The sequence below is a fragment of the Allobosea sp. CS1GBMeth4 genome (assembly GCF_900185715.1).
Lineage (GTDB): Bacteria > Pseudomonadota > Alphaproteobacteria > Rhizobiales > Beijerinckiaceae > Allobosea.
This window is the reverse complement of sequence record NZ_FYAS01000016.1, coordinates 107,599-126,039: the sequence shown is the minus strand read 5'-3', so window position 1 is coordinate 126,039 and position 18,441 is coordinate 107,599. Positions and strand designations below refer to the sequence as shown.

Here is an 18,441-nt window from a genome sequence, read left to right as displayed (position 1 = left end):
AAGCATGGCCGGATCGCCGGCGCTGTCGAGGCCGCCGCGTGCAGGGCGGCCTCGCGTTGCCCTCAATACCCCAGGGCGCAGCCGTCCTTGCGCGGGTCGGAGCCGCCGGTCAGCGTGCCCTTCTCCCAGTCGATCCAGATTGCCTGGGCGCCGCCCATCGGCGATTTCGGCGGCTGAACGTCGAAGCCGCGCGCCGCGAGCGCCGCACCGACGCCGTCGCGCAGGCGCCCTTCGGCCTCGACCGTCTTCGTGCCCGGCAGCGGGAAGAGGCGCGGCAGGTCGATCGCCTCCTGCAGGTCGAGGCCGTGGTCGAACAACTTCGCCAGGAAGTGCGCGTGGCCCATGGCCTGGTAGTGCCCGCCCATGACACCGAAGGGCATGACGACGCGGCCGCCCTCGGCGAGCATGCCCGGAATGATGGTGTGCATCGGGCGCTTGCGCGGCGCGATCGCGTTGGGATGTCCCTCCTTCAGCACGAAGCTCTGGCCGCGATTATGGAAGAGCACGCCGGACTTGCCGGTCATCAGCCCGCTGCCAAAGGGCGAGAAGATCGAGTTGATGAAGGAGACGGCGTTGCGGTCCTTGTCGACGACGCTGATGTAGACCGTGTCCTTGTGCTCGGCGCCGCCGGGGATGACCGGCAGTGGATCGAGCGCGCGCTCGGGATCGATCATGCCGGCGAGCTCGCCGGCGAGCTTGTCCGACAGCAGATGCTCGACCGGCACCTGCGCCCCAGCGGGGTCGGCGAGGAAGCGGTCGCGCGCGGCATAGGCGAGCCGGGTCGCCTCCAGCTCGATGTGGAGGTTCTCGACGGCGAGCGGGCCGCCCTTGGGCTGGAAGCGCTCGAGGATCCTCATGATCAGCAGGGCGATCACGCCCTGGCCGTTGGGCGGGCACTCATAGACTGTGCGGCCGCGGAAGCTCGCGCTGATCGGCGTGACGTATTCACCCTCGGCCGCGGCGAAGTCCTCCAGCGTGTGCAGGCCGCCGGCGGCCTCGAGGTAGGCGACCATCTCCCTGGCGATCTCGCCGCGATAGAAGGCGTCGCGCCCCTCGCGGCCGATCGCTTCGAGCGTCGCGGCGAGGGCCGGCTGGCGTTGCACGGTGCCCGCCGACGGGGCCTGACCGTCGACCAGGAAGGTCGCGGCGGCGTTGGCGTCCCTGGCCAGCAACTCGCGCTGGGCGGCGAGGTCGTAGGCGACGCGCGGCGTCAGTGCATAGCCGTCGCGGGCATAGGCAATGGCGGGCGCGAGGACCTCCGCCAGCGGCAGGCGTCCATGGTCCCTGTTGAGCCGCGTCCAGGCATCGATCGCGCCGGGCACGGTGACGACATGCGGCGAATGCCGCTCCAGCGTGGCGATGCCGGCCTTCCGATACCAGTCGAGGGTCGCCGCGGCGGGCGTGCGGCCCGAACCATTATAGGCGAGGATGTCGGTCGAACCGCCGCGCGAATAGAGCGCGAAGCAGTCGCCGCCGATCCCGGTCGAGCCGGGCTCGACCACGCATTGCACGGCGCAGGCGGCGATGGCGGCGTCGATGGCAGTGCCGCCGGCCTTCATGACGTCGAGCGCGGCGAGCGTCGAGGCGGGATGCGAGGTCGCCGCCATCGCATTGCGGCTGATGGCGAGGGACCGACCGGGAAGCTCGAGATCACGCATGAAAGAGGCTTTCGTGGAACAGGGCCGGCGTCGATCGCCGGCCCTTCTGGGGAAGGAGGCGCAGGGCGGTCAGCCCTTGCGCAGATTGGTGAAGACAGGGACGCCGTTCAGCATGCCCGTCAGGGTCTTGCGATAGGCGACCGGCTGCAGGTACTGGCCGGCCGGGACATAGGGCACATCCTGCATCGCCTGCAGCTCGATCTCGCGGGCGATCGCCTTCTGCTCGGCCGGGTCGCCGGCGGTCAGGAAGCGGGCGCGCAGCGCTTCGATCTGCGGGCTGTCGGGCCAGCCCGGGCTGCCCTTGGCGCCGTTGCCGCGCAGGGGCGAACTGGTCGCCGGCGAGCCGAGATCGAGCCCAGACCAGTAGGTGACATAGCAGCTCCAGCCACCCTGCTCGACAGGGTTGCGGTTGCTGATGCGCTGGAGGACGGTTCCCCAGTCGGCGGCGACGAAGTCGACATTGACCCCGATCTTGCGCAGCGCGTCGGCGGCGACGTCGCAGACCAGGGCGATGCGCGGCACGTCCTGCGCCGCGAGGAAGACGGCGCGCTCGCCCTTGTAGCCGGCCGCGGCGAGCTCCTGCTTGAGCTTGCCGAAGTCCTTCGGCCCCTTCAGGGCCTTGGCCGCGACGTCGGACGCCATCGGCGAGTTGTTCGGGAAGAAGCCGATGCTGCCGCGCTCGATCTGCGGATCGCCGCCGCAGACCGCGTTCATGCACTCCTCCTGATCGATCGCCTGGAGGATGACCCGGCGGATCGCCGGGTTGTTGAAGGGCGGCTGCAGGTGGTTGAGCCGGAGCTGTCCGGCCATGCCGGTCCTGTCCTTGACCTCGACCACGATGTTCGGGTCCTTCCGCAGCAGCGGCAGCAGGTCGATGATCGGCTGCTCGACCCAGTCGACCGAACCGGTCTGGAGCGCCGAGACCGCGGTCGCGGCATCCGGCATGATGGTGAACTCGATGCGGTCGAGATAGGGCGTGCGCGGGCCGGCGGTGAAGCTCGGCGTGCCGCCCGGGCGCGGAACATAAGCCTCATGCCGGGCATAGACATGGCGGGCGCCGGCGATGCGCTCGGCGGTGAGATAACGATACGGGCCGCTGCCGATCGCCTCGGGGATCTGCTTGAACGGGTCGGTCTGCGCGAGGCGCTCCGGCATGATCGCCGCGACGAGCGCGCTCGGGCGGGCGAGCGCCGCCGGCAGATGCGGGAAGGGCTGCTTCAGGCGGAAGACGATGGTGCGGTCGTCCGGCGCCGAGAGCTCGTCGGTCGCGGCCAGCAGCGCCTGGCCGAAGGTGTCGCGGGCGCCCCAGCGCCGGATCGAGGCGACGGCGTCGCGCGCCAGCACCTTGCTGCCGTCATGGAAGACGAGGCCGGGCCGCAATGTCAGCGTCCAGCGCCTGCCGTCCTCCTCGACGACATGGCCCTCGATCATCTGTGGCTGGGGCCGGAACTGGTCGTCGAGCCCGTAGAGCGTGTCCCAGACGAGAAGCGCATGGGTGCGGGTCGAATAGCCGTTGGTCCAGATCGGATCGATGATCGCGACGTCGGAATAGGGCACGAAGCGCAGGGTCCTTGCGTCCTGCGCCGTGGCGAGATGCGGCGCTGCCGGCAGGAGGGCCGCAGCGGCCGAGGCTTTCAGGAACTGGCGTCGATCCATCGATGATCCCCTCGTTCTGTGTTGGACCTCGGGCGTTCCCGGGCGCGCGGCCTTCTGGCGGGTCGCTGCTTGGTTCGGTTCAGAGTCGCGCGTCGGCCGGCAGGGGCGCCTGCATTCCGGCCGCCTCGCCACGGCCGCGCAGGAAGGCGGCGAGGCGCGGCGCGGTGCGCATGACATGCTCGCGCATCACCGTCTCGGCATGCTCGGCATCGCCGGTCCTGATCGCCTCGACGACCTCGTCCTGGCGCTCGGTGGCATGGGCGGGCTGGGAGACGTGATGGAGCCAGACGCGCATATAGGGCTCGACCGCGATGTGCAGCGCTGCGATCTGGGCGATCAGCTTGGGGCGTCCGCTCAGGCTGCAGATATAGGCGTGGAAGGCCTGGTGCCTGCCGAGCCAGTCGGCGCCGCCGGCCTCGCCGGCGCGGCGCATGCGGGCGAGGTGGTCGTCGAGCTCGGCCAGCGCGGCGGCGTCGAAGCGCGGCATGGCGAGACGCACCGCCAGCCCTTCGAGCACGGAGCGGATTTCGAAGAGCTCGAAGATCTCCTCGACCGTCAGACCGGCGACGACGCAGCCGCGGTTCGGGCGGATCACCACGAGGCCTTCATTGGCGAGGCGCTGGAGCGCTTCGCGCACCGGCATGCGGCTCATGGCGAGCTCGCGGGCGATCGTCTCCGGGATCAGCCGCTCCCCGGGTTGATGGCGGCCGCAGCGGATGTCCTGCAGGATGGCGCGATAGGCCTCGTCCTGCGCCGTCGCGGCCGTCATCCTCGAGGCGAAGCTCATGTCGATTCCCTGTCCGCCGCCGGCCGGCCAGCGCCTGTATCACTGTATCCACTATTACAAGAGCAGAAGCCGGCTGCGCGCAAGGGGGTCGATCGTCCCGGAGGCGATGTGACGGCTTCGCCGACTCAGAGCGCGGCGGCGTAGAGCTCGAGGTAGCGGCGGGAGACCTCGGACCAGGAATAAGAGGCGAGGTCCGAAAGGCGCGGGCGTGTCGTGCCCGGGAAGTGGACGAGATCGGCATGGGCCTGCTCGACCGCGGCCGCAGCCTCGTCGGGGTCGGCGAAGTCGACCGTGCGGACCACGGGGAACTTGCCGGCCAGCCCCGCGAAAGCGGCGTTCGGCTGGACGATCGGCACGAGGCCGGCGCTCATCGCCTCGACCAGAGCGAGCCCGAAGCCCTCGAACTCCGAGGCCGAGACGAAGAGCGAGGTCCGGCTCATCACCTGCCGGGCGGCGGCGTCGTCGAGGCCGAGATGCAGCGAGACGTTGCGCTCCATGCCGGCGGCGGCGATCGCGGTCCGCAGCGCCTCCTCGGTCCAGTCCGAGGCGACGCCGATCATGTCGAGGTGCCAGGCCGGCTCGCGCCGCGCCAGCACCGCCATGGTGGCGATCAGCCGATCCGGCCGCTTGTTCTTGGAAAAGCGGCCGAGGCTGACGAGGCGGCGCTGCGGCTCGGGGCTGGAGGCGCCGGCGAACTTGTCGAGATCGACGCCGTTCTCGATCACACGGACCTTGCCGGGCGCAAGCCGCTCGAACAGGCGGGCATCATTGGTGCTGCAGCCGGCGATGCCGCGGTAGACCTGCGCCGAAAGCCGGGTCGGGCCGTTGAACCAGAGCGTCTTCAGCCCGGAGAAGTCGGTGGTATGGAAGAAGCCGCCATGGGTGGTGGCGACGAGCGGCTTGCGATGCAGGAGCCAGCCGAAGGCGAGCGCGTCGAAGAAGAAGTCGATCGCATGAACATGGACGAGGTCGGCTTCGTGGAGATGGGCGAAGACCGACGGGGCGAGCGGGTAGCGCGTCGAGCCGCGGAAGGGAATGCGGGTGACGGGGATGCCGTCGATCACCTCGCTCGCCGGCAGGACCAGCTCGGGGCGCGAGAACAGCCGGTCGAGCGTGACGACGGACGGACGCAGGCCGGAAGCGAGCTGGGCGCGGCAGAGATTGGCGACGACATCCTCGAGCCCGCCGCGATTGGGCAGGAACTGGCGCACGACATGGACGATGCGGGTCCCCGGTGGAACGGCGGGCACCGGGCGGTGGGCGAAGGGAGCGGTCACGATCTGGCCTCCCTGCCGCAGATGGCTGCCGGCTTCCTCGCCTTGAGGCGTTCGATCAGCACTTTCATCTGCGGGCGTTCGCCGGCCGAGGTCGGTTCGAGGTTGAAGAGATAGTCGGCCGGCCACCAGGGCCCGGCGCCCCAGGCGGCCCAGCCGAGCCATTGCCGCGGGCTGGCGTCGAGCTTCGCCACCATCTGCCGCAGGGCCTTGAGGCATTCGGGACGGTTCGAGGCCGCGAATTCGCCGAGGAAGCCGCGACGGCCGTGCGCCTCGAGCCAGGCGGTGACGTCGTCGATCGCCTTCAGCGCCCCGGCGGCGGCCGAACATTCCGGGGCGCGGCCGGAATAGTCGGCGTCGAGATATTGATGGAAGTCGTAGGCGTAGCGGTCGAGCGGGTCGACGACGCCGAGCAGGTCGCGGCCGTTGTTGCCGACCGGGAGATCGGAGGTCCAGCTATGGGCACCGCCATAGGCCGTGCCGGTGACCAGCAGCAATTGCCCCGCGCCGGCCTTGCGGATCGCGGCGATCGCGGCGTTCTGGATTCTCGCCCAGTCCGCGCTGTGGATGTCGTAGGGCTCGTTCATCAGCGAGAAGACGAGCCGGGACCTGTCGCGATAGTGCCTGGCGAGCCGGCCCCAGACATCGGCGAGCGTGGCGGCCGGCAATCCGGGCGAGCCGAGCTGCTTGCCGGCGTAGTAGCCGAAATTGTGCAGGTCGAGGATGGCGACGAGCCCGGCCTCCTCGATCCGGCGAACCGTCTGGTCGAGATAGGCGAGCTCCATGATGTCGAGCGGGCCGTTGAGCGCCGGCTGAATGCGCTCCCAGCGGAAGGGCAGGCGCACGGCGCTCATGCCGAGCTTGCCGAGGCGCTGGATCGCGGCCTCGCCCGGATAGGTATAGTCGGTATCGACCTTGCCGGGCACATCGCCGAATTCGGCGCCCGACAGATTGACGCCGCGCAGGCAGAGTTCCGCGCGGACCGGCTGGGCGACGACAAGCGCCAAGGCGAGCGCGAGCAGCCTCATGGCGCGACGATCCGCAGGAGCGCGTCGAGCAGCCGGCGCCCGGCCGCGAGATGGGTGAAATTATGGTCGGCGTCGGGAAGCATCGTCAGCGAGGCGTTCGGGTAGACGGCAAGGCCCTTGCCCGCCTCGCCGAAATAGGTCTGGAGCTCGGCCAGGCCGACATCGCCCTCGGCATAGATCAGCGACAGCTCGACCTCGCGGCCGGCGAGCACGGCGAAGCGGCGATGGCATTCGTGACGGAGCCGGCCATGCTTGGTCAGGCGGCCGAGCACCGGCGCGAGCCTGACCGAGAGCCGCTTGCGATAGCGATAGAGCAGGTAGCGTCCGGCGGGCCCGACGCGGAGCTTGCCGGTGAGCAGGCGACGCAGGCCGTCCCTGCGCGCCAGCGTCGCCCCGAGATCGCCGGCGCTGCGATGCGAATAGCGGATCGCATCCTCGACGCTCTCGTCCGGGTCCCAGACGAAGCGCTCGTTGTTGACGATGACCAGGCGCCGGATGCGCGCATCGGCGACGGCGGCGTTGAAGGCGGCATAGGCGCCGCTGCAGCGCCCGATCAGGATCGGCGCCGCGAAGCCCAGCGCCGCGAGTGCGTCGATGGCGAGGCGGACATCGTCGATCTGCGCCTGCGAATAGAGGATCTCCTCCGGCCCGTCCGCTGCGGCCGGGCTGTCGCCGATGCCGCTGGCGTCGAAGCGCAGCGAGGCGATGCCGCGCGCCGCGAAGGCCCGCGCCTGGTTCACGCTGACGCGGGCCCAGCCGATATGATAGTCGCGGCCGGCATTGACGAACAGGATTGGCTCCGGCGCAGCCTGCCCGAGCGGCTCGCAGAGCACGCCGAAGAGCCGCCCGTCCGGGCCGAAGCGAAGCGGCCGCTCGACGAAGCCGTCGCCGAGCACGCCCTCCGCGGGGGGAAGCTGCAGCGGTCGTCGCGATCCCGGCGATGCGGCGTCCGGAGCGGCGGCCCGTTCGGCGATCCAGTCGACGATGCCAGCGATCGTCGCCACAGGCGGGCGCGCCGCGGTCGGGTCTGTCGTCAGCGTCTCGTAGCCTTCGTAGTCGCGCCGCGTCACGGCGGCGCCGAGGCCGGTGAGCTTGTCGGCGAGCGCCGCGTCGCCGCCATGGCCGGGGCGGGCCAGCAGCAGGACCCGTGACGCGGGCGCCCGCTCGACCGCCGCCGTTCCGAGCGCGGCGATGCCCGGCAGGCGGCCGGGGGCGATGCGCAGTCCGGCGACGGCGCAGCGGGTGTCGTCGTCGGGGTCGGCGCCGATGCCGATCCGGTCCGAGACGATGCGCGACCAGGCCGCGAGCTCGCGCAGATAGCGCTTGCCGTTGCCGACCGGCGCCATCAGCACGGCCGCGGCGACCGGCCCCAGGCGGTCGGCGAGATGCAGCGCCAGCGTGCCGCCGAGCCCCTGCCCGACGAGGATCAGGCGCTCGCAGCCGCTGGCGTGCCGCAGCAGTTCCGCGGCAGTGCGGACCGTCTCGAACCAGTCGTCCAGCCCCTGGGGGTCGGCCGCTTCCTGAGCGTCGCCCTGGCCGGGATAATCGAAGCGCAGACAGGCGACCCCCTTCTCCGACAGCGCCTGCGCCAGGCTGCGCCAGGTGGCGCGCAGGCAGAGCTCCTCATAGCCGACGGCGCCGAGCATCAGCACCGCGGCCGGCGCATGGCCCGGATGGAAAACCCCCATGCTGCGGCCGAAGGTCACCGGCGTGCCGAAGGGCGAAGGCGAGACCGGCGCCGGATCGGGGCGAGGGGCGTGCATGCGGGCGGTCGCTGCGGTCATCGACCGGCTCCTTCGCTGGTGCCGCCGCCGGGCAGCGCGGCGGACGTGTCCTCGGGCGCGCCGCCGAAGAGGAAGGGGCGGACGAAGGCGGTCGCCATGTTGTCGATCCGCCATTTCTGCTTGATCCAGTACCAGGCAGCGAGGTTCGAGGCGGTGCTCAACAGGAGCCCGGCGATGGCGATGCCCATCAGGCCGCCGATCCGGGCCAGGGCGTAGAGCAGGCCGAGATAGAGCACGAACATGATCGCCCGGGCGAACAGGAAGAAGCGCTCGCCGCCGCCGATCATCAGCAGCCAGGAGCCGGGCCCGAAGAAGGCCTGCGAGACGGCGAGCACGCAGAGCGCGCTCAGGACGTCGGCATGGCGGACGAAGTCGGGATTGAACAGGTGCAGGATGAAGGGGGCGACGACGGCGAGCGCCAGCGCACCGGCGAGGGAGATGCAGAAGCTGGCGAAGGAGAGCCGCCCGATCAGTAGCTGCGCCCCTTCCGTGTCGGAATTCTGGAAGCGGGCCGCGATCATCGGAATGCCGACGGTATCGATCGCCGCGACCGGCAGGGTCAGCAGCATGGCGATGCGCAGGGCGACGAAATAGAAGCCGGCCTGGTCGAGGCCGAGCAGCACGCCGATCAGGATGGTCTCCAGATAGGCGGAGGCCGAGTTCAGCACGTTGTTGGCGATGAAATAGCCGCTCTCGCGGCGCCAGTCCGCATGCGTCTCGGCGGATATCTGGTGGCCCGCCCGCAGCCAGCCGAGCCCCTCGCCGCGCAGGAAGGCGGCGCCCTGGTAGAGCGTGGTCGCGGCGAGGAGGCCGGTGACGATCGCCATCGCGCCGGCGCCGCCGGACAGGACCCCTGCGAGGCCGGCGCCGCCGATGAGCAGGATCGAGCTGCCGCGCCAGACGATCTCGCGCGGCACCAGCGACATGTTGATGCGGCCATGGATGCGGAAATAGTTCTGCAGGTATTCGCTCAGCGCGAAGATGGCGGCGAAGACGAGGGCGAGCCAGAGATAGTGATAGGTCGGCGGCAGCCGCTCCGCGAACAGCCGGAGCGGCAACGCCGCCGCCAGCAGCGAGAGGCAACCGAGGGCGAGCCAGCGGGCATTGACGCCGACGAGCGCCTGATTGAGCGGATGGCCGGTGGGCTCGGTCCGCCGGTAGTGCTTCACCACCAGGATCTGCTGGCCGAGCACGGCGATGAGCCCGAGTGCGCTGCCGATCGAGAACAGGAAGACGTAGAGCCCGTATTCCTGCGTCGGCAGGAAATGGCTGGCGACCAGCAGCACGAAGAAGCTCAGCAGGGTGCTGCTGAAGCGCGAGGAGAAGGCGGGCAGGAAGCGCCCCGCTCCGATCCAGGCCAGCTCGAGCAGAGCCTTCACGGGCGCGCCTCCCCGGCTTGCAGGAGCGCGCCTTCGGCCGGCTCGCGGAGCAGGCTGTTGAAGACCGCGGCATAGGCCGCGGCGATGCGCTCGGGCGCATAGCGCGCGGCTGCTTCGAGCGCTCCGGCCGAGAGCCTGGCGACGAGCGCGCGGTCCCGGGCGAGCGCCGCGATCTCCCCGGCGAGCGCGGCATCGTCGCCGGGCTCGAACAACGCGCCGCTGACGCCCGGCTGGATCGTCTCCGGAATGCCGCCAGACCGGGCGCCGATCACCGGAACGCCGTGGGCGAAGGCCTCGATCACCACACGGCCGAACGGCTCCCGGAAGAGCGAGGGGACGGCGAGGATGTCGATCCCCGGCAGGAATTCATCCGGCTTGGCCCAGCCGAGGAAGCGGGTGTTCCGCGACGGGAAGCGCTCCGGCAGCGCCTTGGCGTAATCGCTCTGGCCGGTCCCGGCGATCAGGAACTCGACCGGCTCCCCGACCAGCCTGTGGGCCGCCGCAGCCAGCGTGTCGAGGCCCTTGACCGGGTCGTGCACGCCGATGAAACCGACGCGCAGCGGCCGCTCCGGCGACGGGGCGGGGCGGGGTGCAGCTCCGGGCACGGGCGCGATCGCGCCGGGGACGACGTGCGTCGTCGCGTTCGGGAAATAGCCGTGCTCGAGATGGCGCCCGACGATGAACCGTGTCTCGCCGATCACCGCGTCGACGAAACGCGAGGAGAGCTTCTTGCCGTAGGAGGTCGCCCGGCAGGAGGCGCAGGCGCGCGCGCAATTGTCGCCGCCGCGCCACATGCTGCCCTTCCAGCAGAGCAGGAAAGTGCTGCGCAGGATATGCGCGACCGGCACGCCGCAGCTCTTCGCCGCCGCCCAGGTCGCGACATTGATGTTCTCGATCGAGTCGGTCAGCACGATGTCGGGGCGCAGACGCGCGATCTCTCGCCGCATGACGACGAAGGCGCGCGGATTGAAGTTCTCCAGTGCGTGCCAGAGCGCTTTCTTCCAGGCCGGGCGCGGCAGCCGGTAGTTCCAGTCGATGTTGAGCGAGCGCAGCCGATGCACCGGCACGCCGTCATAGATCTCGTGCCGATCCTCGCCGGCGACGTTGATCACCGTCAGATCGTGGCCAGCGGCGCGCAGGAGCTTGGCGACGATCAGCGCCGAGATCGGCCCGCCGCCGTCGATGAAGGGCGGGAATGCTGCACAGGCCATCAGGATTCGCATACGGTCTGGACCTGTCCTCGTCACGGCGCGTTTGCTGAGCCGGTCTGCTCCCATGGCAGGGATATCCGGCGCGGGCTAAGCAAAGGTTGGCGCCGTTCGGGGATTTCTTCCTGTTGTAAACGGGGCATGAACGGGACTGCGCGGATCAGGAACGCTTCGGCATGGCGTGGCTTCGCCCAAGCCAATTTTCGTAAATATTGAACTATCACTGCGGAGGCTGGAAAGGAATTCCTCAGTCGCCGACTTTACCAAAGTAGTTAATTTTAAAAGACCATTCGCGTTGAATACTTCATTCAATATGTAATTGTGCCGTTACCGAAATATTAACCATGCCTGAGCAGGATGCCGCTGGAATCCAGCCGGGCCCGGCGGCGCATCCGCGGTGGACGCCCTGGGACGGCACGGATCGAGGAGATTTGCGGTGCCGGCTGCGCTCGAGGCAGGAGGAAGAGACGACGCGTCGGCGCCGGGCCGGCGCTCTGCCGCCTTCAGCCTGCCCGAACTGCTCCAGCTGCTCAGCCGCCGCCGCTGGCTGGTGGCGGCGAGCGCCGGGCTCTGCCTCCTGCTGGCGCTGGCCTATCTCTCGGTGCAGACCCCGGTCTATCGGGCGACGGCGGAGCTGCTCGTCGACCCGCAGGCGCTGCAGGTCGTCGGGAAGGACATCGTGCGGACCGACACCTCGGCCTCGATCGACTTCGCCAATGTCGACAGCCAGGCGCTGGTGATGACCTCGTCCGGCGTGCTGCGCCAGGTCATAGACGAGCTCGATCTCGAGAAGGACCCGGCTTTCGGCGGCTCGGCCGGCCTGCTCTCGCGCCTGTTCGGCCGCCTGTTGCAGCCGACGCCGGAGCAGCGCCTGGCGCAGACGGTCGATGCGCTGAAGAAGGCGGTGGTGATCCAGCGCGTCGAGAACTCGCTGGTCTTCCGCATCATCGTCTCGCATCCGCAGGCGCAGCGGGCCGCCGATATCGCCAACGCGCTGGCCCAGGTCTATTTCCGGCAGGGCAATGAAGGGCGACGCGCCGTCGTCGAGCGTGCCAACACCACGCTGATCGGGCAGATCGCCGGCCTGCGCACGCAGCTCGACGAGGCGGAGCGGGCGGTCCAGGCCTTCCGCAGCCAGAACGGGCTGGTCAGCACCGGCGAGGGCGGGCTCATCGTCTCGCAGCAGCTGCGCGACCTTTACGCCCAGATCAGCCAGGCCGAGGCGGAGGTCGCGCGTCAGCAGGCGCGGCGCGACCAGCTGGCGCGCTACGGCAATGGCGACCCGCTCTCCGACACGCTGCCGGAAGCCCTCACCTCCTCGGTGATGACCTCGCTGCGGGCTCAATACGCCCAGAGCGCGCGCGAGGCGGCCAGCCTGGCGCAGACGCTCGCGCCGCAGCATCCGCGCCTGATCGAGATCCGGGCGGAGCTCGCGGAGACACGCCGGCTGCTCGCCGGCGAACTGGCCCGCCTGCGCGCCACGATCCAGGAAGGCTATCGCCAGGCCGAGGGCAACCTCGCCAATCTCAGGAAGCGGGCGACGGAGCTGACCAAGTCGCAGGAGGTCAGCGGCGCCGCCCAGATCAAGCTGCGCCAGCTCGAGAGCGAGGCCGAGGCCGTGCGTGCGGTCTACAGCGCCTCGCTGCAGCGCGCCAAGGAGCTCGAGCAGCAGAAGCGGATCGAAACCAACAATTCGCGCATGCTGTCGGAGGCGGTGGCGCCGGCCGTGGCCAGCAAGCCGCCTGCCTCGCTCGTGCTGGCGGCGGCGCTCCTCTTCGGCGCCTGCGCCGGGCTGGGCATCGCCTACCTGCTCGAATGGCTGCCGAGATCGCGCCTCCTGCCGGACGCGCCGAAGCCGCTGACGCCGGAGGCCGCCGGCCGGGCGATCGGCGTCGCCACGGTGGTCTCGCTGCCCGCCGCGCCGGCCGGCCGCGAGGCGGCGCTCCTTCCCGTCACGCGGCTGCTGCAGAAGACGCTCGGCCCGCATCTGCCGGCCTCGGTGATGATCGCCGGGTCGGCCGATGAGCAAACCCAGGCCGCGCTCGCCGAGCACCTCGCCAACAGCCTGGCGGCGCATGGCGAGAGCGTGCTGCTCTGCCAGGACGGAGCCGCCGGCCGCGAGATGAACATCCGCCGGATCGAGCCGGCCGCGACCGTCGCGCCCCGTTCGGGACGGCGCCGCAACTTCATCGTCATGCGGCAGGCTCCGGCGCCGGACGGCAGGGCGAGTGCGCGGCCGGACGCGATCGTGCTCGCGACCGAACTGGCCGGCGAGACCCCCCGGAGCCTGGTCGATCAGGCGGCCGCGATCGATCCGCAGGGCGAGCATATCGTCGCGCTCGTCGTGCCGGAGGCGGCGGCGGGCGCGCGCGGCCTCGCCGCGCGCTGGCTGCGCCGCCCGGCGCGGGCGGCCGCGTGAGCGCGCCGGCTGCCATGGCGGGCGGTCCCGACACGGCTCGACCGCTCCCGACCCTGCCCGTCGCGCTCCTCCTCGGCGCGCTCACCTTCAACATGGCGTTGTGCTTCATCAACACCAACGTCATGGGCATCAACGACACCATGGTGATGGGCTGCGAGGTGGTGCTGGTCGCGACCGCACTCTATCTCGGGCTCGGTCGCAACGCCGCGCCCTATCTGCTGCTGGCGGTCTTCTTCTCCTATGCGGCCCTGCTGATGGCGATGCGCCCGCTGATCGACCCGAAGGCGGTGCGCGATTTCCTGATTCCGATCGCCTTCTACCTGCTCGGGCGCAGCTGCAACGACATCAGGCTGGCCGACCGCGCCGCCTTCCTCAGCGGACTCGTCGTCGTCGCCTTCGGCCTGTTCGAGTTCCTCGCGCTCGACGCCTATGTGAGCTATTTCAACATCATCAAGTACTATGTCGCCCGCGGCACGGTGGCGCCGAGCGAGGTCAGCAGCCAGACCGGCGCGCTCTTCGCCAGCGGCCTCAGGCCGGATGCGCGCACGCTCTTGCCGTTCCTCGGGCCTCACCGCGCCTCCTCGGTCTTTCTCGAGCCGATCTCGACCGGCAATTTCGGCGCGATCCTCTACATCTGGACGCTCAATCGTCCGGAAATGGCGAGGCGCTGGCTGACCATGGCGGCCGGCCTCACGGCGGTCGTCCTCAGCGATTCGCGCTTCGGCGCCAATGTCTGCATCGCCGCCACCGCGGCTTATCTGGCGGCGCCGATCACGCCGCGCTTCGTCTGGCTGGCCGCGCCCTTCGTCATGTTGACCGGGCTCGCGGTCTACGGTTTCACCAGCGCCGAGGTGTCCTGGCAGAACAATTTCGCCGGACGCCTGCTCTGGACCGCGAAGCTGGTGACCTCGCTGTCGCCGGAGGCGGTCTGGGGCCTGTCGCCGGAGAAGCCCTTCCTCTCCGATTCCGGCTATGCCTATTCGCTCAACCAGATCGGGCTTCTGGGCGCGATCGGCTTCTGGAGCCTGTTCATCTTCGCGCCGGAAAGCTCGCCAAGGGCCTGGCGGTTCAAGGTCTGCGTCGCGACCTATATCTGCCTGCTGATGATCGTCAGCGACTCCGTGTACTCGATCAAGACTGCGGCGCTGCTCTGGTTCATGACCGGATCGAGCGACGCCGATGCGGGCGCCGAACCGGCACCAGCCGCGACAGCTGCCGCGGCACCGGCCTATTCCGCCGCCACCGCCGGCTGAATCGGCGGCCGGCTCCTGCCGCTCTCGTCGCGGCCGCTTCCCGGCGGAGGCGCGGTGTGGATGCGCGCGGTCAGCGAGAACTTTCGGCGCAGGCGCAGCACCGGTTTTTCGATCAGGTGCCAGGACAAGGCCGCCATCAGCCCGGCCGCGGCGACGGAGCAGGCGAAGAAGACGGCGCGGTCGTCGATCCAGGGCATGGTCTGGATCATCGCCTGCTGCAGCGGGTAGCCGTAGAGATAGATGCCGTAGGAATAATCGCCGCGCGAGGCGAACGGCAGGACCATGGTCCGCGACAAGCCGGCATAGTTGACGACATAGGCGAAGAGCGGGGCCGAGACGAAGGAGAAGATCGGGTTGGCGATCCACTCCGGCGCGCCGAGGGCGGCGATCGCGACATAGGCGACGATCGCCGCCATGGCGTAGCCGAAGCGATAGGGAATGCGGTCGCGATACTGGTAGAGCAGCATGCCCATCAGGAAGAGCGGCACCAGCCGGGCCGCGCCGCGCGTGACGAAGACGTAGTTCAGCGCACCCTGGGCGGGCAGCGCGATGCCGAGCCGGCCGCAGGAGAAGACGATGATCGAGGTGGCGAACAGCGCCAGCGTCGCCAGCAGCATCAACAGGCGGTGCCGGTACAGGCCCGTCGCGATGCACAGGATGAGGACCGCGTAGCAGGTGACCTCGTGCGGCACCGTCCAGAGCGAGCCGTTGACGATGTTGGGCTGCGGATTGCCGAGGAAGACGCCCGGCAGCTCGTACTGGATCACGCCGAGGATATTGAGGAAGTAGCGCGCGAAGAGCGGGTCCGCGAGATATTGCCAGAGGCCGTAGATCGTCAGCAGCGGTCCAAGCACCAGCGCCGACAGGCCGATCTCGACCGCGAGCGCCGGCAGGATGCGCAGCCCGCGATTGATCACGAACTGGCCGAGCGAAAGCCGCTCGGCGCTGCCGGCGACAAGGAAGCCGCTCAGCGCGAAGAACATCGGCAGGATGGCGAAATCGAAGGCCCATTGCTGGAGCGGCGCGAAGGGAACGACCGGCACCACCTGACGGGCCGGGTCCGTCGGCCACAGCAGCAAGGTGTGGCTGAACAGAACCGAGAGCGCGAGCACGATGCGCATGGCATCGAATCCCGGGCCCACGCCGTCGTGCTCGGCCAGCCTCGATCCGAAGGTCGTCATTCACCGTCTCCAAGGGGGCAGCCCTGCCACCCATGTCCCGACGGAGAGGAGATAATGCAAACGAGCCTCGGGAATCGAGCGTTTCGCCGGTGCAGGCCGGCCAAATCCTAAAACATCGTAAACGGGATTCGACCAATGCGCGCGAGTATTCGCGCAAGATGGCGTTTACCACATGTCCAAAGGTCAGCCTGTCGAGCGATTACAGCGGGATTTCTACAGCGGCCGCAAGGCAACATTAAAATTTGAGCGCTACGTTGCAGCCAAGAAGAACACGGCGTCAAACCAGCCAAACAACGCTTCACGGCGATCCGCGAGCGGGCCTTCGCGCCCGCGCACTTCACCGTGCCGCGGCTTGGCTGCCTCGCGGCCATCTCGGCCGCCAGCGATACGGGACAGGCAGGACGAAAGATGAAGACCAGGATCCGCGAAATCCTCGGGACCACCGGCAAGCTGCCGGTCGACGTCGCCACGCTCGGCGACGAGGCCGATCTCTACAATGCCGGCCTCACCTCCTTCGGCACGGTCGAGCTGATGATGGCGCTCGAGGAGGCCTTCGAGGTCGAGTTCCCCGACACGATGATGAACCGGCGCAATTTCGCTTCGATCGCCGCGATCGAGAGCGCGATCCGCGCGATCCAGAGCGAGCACGTCTGATGACGACGCTCGCCCGTCTGGCAGAAGCCGGCTACCAGCTTTCCGCCGAGATTCCCGGTGCGCGCGCCGAGGCCGAAAGGGCCATGGTCGCCAAGGCGCGCAAGGTCGCGAAGATCGCGGCCGAGCACGCCGGCGACGTCGACGCGAAGTCGCGTTTCCCGCACGAGGCCTTCGAGGCGCTGAAGCGCGAGCGCCTGCTCGGCATCATGATCCCGGCGGCGCAGGGCGGCGAGGAGGCGAGCCTTTCGACCATCGCCGAGATCTGCGCGGTGCTCTCCCAGGCCTGCGGCTCGACCGGCATGATCTACGCGATGCACCAGATCAAGGCGTCGAGCCTGGTCGTGCATTGCGGCGACGATCCCTGGCACGGCTCGTTCATGGCGCGCATCGCCGGCGAGCAGCTGCTGCTCGCCTCGGCCACGACCGAAGGCGGCGGCGTCGGCGGCGACCTGCGCTCCTCGGTCTGCGGCGTGGTGCGCGACGGCGACGACTTCACGCTGGAGAAGGAAGGCTGCCTGATCTCCTATGGCGCGCAGGCGGACGCGATCCTGATCACCTCGCGGCGCACGCCCGAGGCGCCGCCCTCCGACCAGGTCATGTCCGTCCTGACCAGGGACCAGTACCGGCTCGAGCGCAGCGCGGTCTGGGACACGATGGGCATGCGCGGCACCTGCTCCGACAATTTCACCTTCGCCGGCCGGGCGCCGGCCGAACAGATCATCCCGGTGCCGTTCGCGGAGATCGCGGCGCAGTCGATGCTGCCGCACGCGCATCTGCTCTGGGCCTCGGTCTGGTACGGCATCGCCGCCGAGGCGGTGGCCCGCGCCGAGGGGTTCGTGCGCAGCGAGGCGCGCAAGCGGCCGGGCTCGACTCCGCCGAGCGCGCTGCGCCTCGCCGAGCTGCTCGCCCGCCTGCAGCAGTTCAAGGCGCTGATCGTCGCCGGGCTCGACCGCTACGAGCGCGCCCGCGACGATGTCGACGAGCTCTCCTCGATGGGCTTCGTCGTGGCGATGAACAGCATCAAGGTCGTCGCCTCGCAGAGCGTCGGCGAGATCGTGATGCAGGCCTTCCTGATCTGCGGCATCCAGGGCTATCGCAACGACAGCCCGGCGAGCCTGGCGCGGCTGATGCGCGACGCGCTCTCGGCGCCGATCATGATCAACAACGACCGCATCCTCGGCAACACCTCCAACCTGCTGGCCGTCTACAAGCACGACCCCAGCCTCTCCCGGTGATCGCATGTGCCAGAACTGCTCCCAGCCGCAGGGTTTCCTCGCGGAACTGATCGATAGCGGCCTGCTGATCGACACCGGCGTCGACGGCCTCTACGGCCGCAGCGGCCTGTTCGAGGAGGTCATCGCCCGCTTCGACGACCTCATCACCCGCCATGGCGGCCGGGACGGCGCCGAGATCGTGCGCTTTCCTCCGGCGATGAGCCGCAAGCATTTCGAGAAGAGCGGCTATCTCAAGAGCTTCCCGCAGCTTGCCGGCACCGTGCATTCCTTTGCCGGCGACGAGCGCGCCCATGCCGAATTGCTGCATAAGGTGGCCGACGGGGTCGACTGGACCGACGGGCAGATCTCGACCGAGGTCGTGCTGACCCCGGCCGCCTGCTATCCGCTCTATCCGGTCGTCGCCAAGCGCGGCCCGCTCAAGTCCGACGGCGCGCTGTTCGACCTGCAATCCTACTGCTTCCGCCACGAGCCCTCGAAGGACCCGGCCCGGATGCAGCTCTTCCGCATGCGCGAATATGTCCGCTTCGGCACGCCCGAGCAGGTCACGGAGTTCCGTGCGCTCTGGCTCGAACGCGGCCAGGCGATGATGGCCTCGCTCGGCGTGCCGCTGCATGTCGATGTCGCCAACGACCCGTTCTTCGGCCGGGCCGGGCGCATGCTGGCGAACAACCAGCGCGACCAGCGCCTGAAGTTCGAGCTGCTGATCCCGATCGAGAGCGAGGAGAAGCCGACCGCCTGCCTCTCCTTCAATTATCATCAGGATCATTTCGGCACGACCTGGGGCATCCGGACCGCGGCGGGCGAGACCGCGCACACCGCCTGCGTCGGCTTCGGCATGGAGCGGGTCGCGCTCGCTCTGTTCAAGCACCATGGCTACGACGTCGCGCGCTGGCCGGCGGCGGTGCGCGACGTGCTCTGGCCGTGA

Annotated in this window: 14 protein-coding genes; 5 read left to right on the top strand and 9 right to left on the bottom strand. The window is 69.4% G+C overall.

The features are described from left to right. Positions 1 to 62: 62 nt before the first annotated feature. The 8 genes from ggt to CS1GBM4_RS09435 all read right to left on the bottom strand — a co-directional run bounded on the left by ggt (position 63) and on the right by CS1GBM4_RS09435 (position 10,777). Positions 63 to 1,658, bottom strand: coding sequence for a gamma-glutamyltransferase (gene ggt, locus CS1GBM4_RS09470; protein ID WP_186418452.1), 1,596 nt, complete (start codon positions 1,656 to 1,658; stop codon positions 63 to 65). A 69-nt stretch (positions 1,659 to 1,727) separates the two neighbouring features. Continuing rightward, positions 1,728 to 3,314, bottom strand: coding sequence for an ABC transporter substrate-binding protein (locus CS1GBM4_RS09465; RefSeq protein WP_186418451.1), 1,587 nt, complete (start codon positions 3,312 to 3,314; stop codon positions 1,728 to 1,730). A 79-nt stretch (positions 3,315 to 3,393) separates the two neighbouring features. Beyond that, entirely contained in the window at positions 3,394 to 4,101 is a 708-nt protein-coding gene (locus CS1GBM4_RS09460; protein ID WP_186418450.1) for a GntR family transcriptional regulator, read from the bottom strand. A 125-nt stretch (positions 4,102 to 4,226) separates the two neighbouring features. After that, positions 4,227 to 5,378, bottom strand: a complete 1,152-nt coding sequence (locus tag CS1GBM4_RS09455) for a glycosyltransferase family 4 protein (protein ID WP_244607148.1) — start codon at positions 5,376 to 5,378, stop codon at positions 4,227 to 4,229. Continuing rightward, entirely contained in the window at positions 5,375 to 6,403 is a 1,029-nt protein-coding gene (locus CS1GBM4_RS09450) for a glycoside hydrolase family 5 protein (RefSeq protein WP_186418449.1), read from the bottom strand. Before CS1GBM4_RS09450 ends, CS1GBM4_RS09455 begins: the two co-directional genes overlap by 4 nt. Next, positions 6,400 to 8,187 (bottom strand): alpha/beta fold hydrolase, encoded by a 1,788-nt coding sequence (locus CS1GBM4_RS09445; protein WP_186418448.1) that lies wholly within the window; start codon positions 8,185 to 8,187, stop codon positions 6,400 to 6,402. The genes CS1GBM4_RS09450 and CS1GBM4_RS09445 overlap by 4 nt, the downstream gene beginning before the upstream one ends. Then, positions 8,184 to 9,566 carry a lipopolysaccharide biosynthesis protein gene (locus tag CS1GBM4_RS09440; protein WP_186418447.1) on the bottom strand — a complete coding sequence of 461 codons (1,383 nt, stop codon included), beginning with the start codon at positions 9,564 to 9,566 and terminating at the stop codon, positions 8,184 to 8,186. Before CS1GBM4_RS09440 ends, CS1GBM4_RS09445 begins: the two co-directional genes overlap by 4 nt. Then, complete coding sequence (locus CS1GBM4_RS09435) at positions 9,563 to 10,777, bottom strand: glycosyltransferase family 4 protein (protein ID WP_244607147.1); 1,215 nt, start codon at positions 10,775 to 10,777, stop codon at positions 9,563 to 9,565. Before CS1GBM4_RS09435 ends, CS1GBM4_RS09440 begins: the two co-directional genes overlap by 4 nt. 433 nt (positions 10,778 to 11,210) lie before the next feature. On the opposite strand from CS1GBM4_RS09435, the gene CS1GBM4_RS09430 reads away from it, so the two are divergent. Further along, a complete protein-coding gene (locus CS1GBM4_RS09430; RefSeq protein ID WP_186418445.1) occupies positions 11,211 to 13,193 on the top strand; it encodes a GumC family protein in 1,983 nt (660 codons plus the stop codon). After that, complete coding sequence (locus CS1GBM4_RS09425) at positions 13,190 to 14,446, top strand: UDP-phosphate alpha N-acetylglucosaminyltransferase (RefSeq protein ID WP_186418444.1); 1,257 nt, start codon at positions 13,190 to 13,192, stop codon at positions 14,444 to 14,446. The genes CS1GBM4_RS09430 and CS1GBM4_RS09425 overlap by 4 nt, the downstream gene beginning before the upstream one ends. Here the strand turns inward: CS1GBM4_RS09425 and CS1GBM4_RS09420 are convergent. Continuing rightward, a complete protein-coding gene (locus tag CS1GBM4_RS09420; protein WP_186418443.1) occupies positions 14,422 to 15,627 on the bottom strand; it encodes an acyltransferase in 1,206 nt (401 codons plus the stop codon). The two genes, CS1GBM4_RS09425 and CS1GBM4_RS09420, sit on opposite strands and share 25 nt — an antisense overlap. Positions 15,628 to 16,035: 408 nt before the next feature. Between CS1GBM4_RS09420 and CS1GBM4_RS09415 the strand changes: the two genes are divergently transcribed. From CS1GBM4_RS09415 to CS1GBM4_RS09405, 3 genes are read left to right on the top strand one after another with little or no spacing between them, the layout of a single operon-like run. Next, complete coding sequence (locus tag CS1GBM4_RS09415) at positions 16,036 to 16,281, top strand: acyl carrier protein (RefSeq protein ID WP_186418442.1); 246 nt, start codon at positions 16,036 to 16,038, stop codon at positions 16,279 to 16,281. Then, positions 16,281 to 17,516 (top strand): acyl-CoA dehydrogenase family protein, encoded by a 1,236-nt coding sequence (locus tag CS1GBM4_RS09410; RefSeq protein WP_280177697.1) that lies wholly within the window; start codon positions 16,281 to 16,283, stop codon positions 17,514 to 17,516. The genes CS1GBM4_RS09415 and CS1GBM4_RS09410 overlap by 1 nt, the downstream gene beginning before the upstream one ends. Positions 17,517 to 17,520: 4 nt before the next feature. Then, a complete protein-coding gene (locus tag CS1GBM4_RS09405) occupies positions 17,521 to 18,441 on the top strand; it encodes an amino acid--[acyl-carrier-protein] ligase (protein ID WP_186418441.1) in 921 nt (306 codons plus the stop codon).

What these genes read in the sequence shown, in the direction of transcription:
- CS1GBM4_RS09435 (WP_244607147.1), bottom strand. Translation starts at nt 10,777, where the DNA reads ATGGCCTGTGCAGCATTCCCGCCCTTCATCGACGGCGGCGGGCCGATC.
- CS1GBM4_RS09460 (WP_186418450.1), bottom strand. Translation starts at nt 4,101, where the DNA reads ATGAGCTTCGCCTCGAGGATGACGGCCGCGACGGCGCAGGACGAGGCC.
- CS1GBM4_RS09410 (WP_280177697.1), top strand. Translation starts at nt 16,281, where the DNA reads ATGACGACGCTCGCCCGTCTGGCAGAAGCCGGCTACCAGCTTTCCGCC.
- CS1GBM4_RS09420 (WP_186418443.1), bottom strand. Translation starts at nt 15,627, where the DNA reads ATGACGACCTTCGGATCGAGGCTGGCCGAGCACGACGGCGTGGGCCCG.
- CS1GBM4_RS09405 (WP_186418441.1), top strand. Translation starts at nt 17,521, where the DNA reads ATGTGCCAGAACTGCTCCCAGCCGCAGGGTTTCCTCGCGGAACTGATC.
- ggt (WP_186418452.1), bottom strand. Translation starts at nt 1,658, where the DNA reads ATGCGTGATCTCGAGCTTCCCGGTCGGTCCCTCGCCATCAGCCGCAAT.
- CS1GBM4_RS09415 (WP_186418442.1), top strand. Translation starts at nt 16,036, where the DNA reads ATGAAGACCAGGATCCGCGAAATCCTCGGGACCACCGGCAAGCTGCCG.
- CS1GBM4_RS09465 (WP_186418451.1), bottom strand. Translation starts at nt 3,314, where the DNA reads ATGGATCGACGCCAGTTCCTGAAAGCCTCGGCCGCTGCGGCCCTCCTG.
- CS1GBM4_RS09450 (WP_186418449.1), bottom strand. Translation starts at nt 6,403, where the DNA reads ATGAGGCTGCTCGCGCTCGCCTTGGCGCTTGTCGTCGCCCAGCCGGTC.
- CS1GBM4_RS09445 (WP_186418448.1), bottom strand. Translation starts at nt 8,187, where the DNA reads ATGACCGCAGCGACCGCCCGCATGCACGCCCCTCGCCCCGATCCGGCG.